Here is a 232-nt window from a genome sequence, read left to right on the forward strand (position 1 = left end):
GTGCGTTGGAGGTGAAGTCGGTCGGCCCTCGCACATCGGAGCTGTCGGTGGCGCCGCTGACCAGTGTCGTGGTGTAGACGTCCACTTTGGGCAGTTGGCGGGTGAGCAGCTCGGCGGTCGCGGTCTCGCGCACCCTCAGCATGAACAGGTTGTTGAAGTTGCCGATGACCTGGCCGGCTTTGGCGCGGTTGCCGACACGCGCCTCGATGTCGCTGAGCGTCTGGGTGTAGGC

1 protein-coding gene is annotated in these 232 nt (G+C 65.5%); it reads right to left on the reverse strand.

The annotated features are described in order from the left end of the window. Nucleotides 1-232 (reverse strand): TraM recognition domain-containing protein (locus AAEY75_RS17290; RefSeq protein WP_352260420.1); only part of this gene is annotated, 232 nt, incomplete at both ends.

It is taken from the genome of Psychrobacter sp. TB55-MNA-CIBAN-0194 (genome assembly GCF_040309505.1).
GTDB lineage: Bacteria > Pseudomonadota > Gammaproteobacteria > Pseudomonadales > Moraxellaceae > Psychrobacter > Psychrobacter fozii.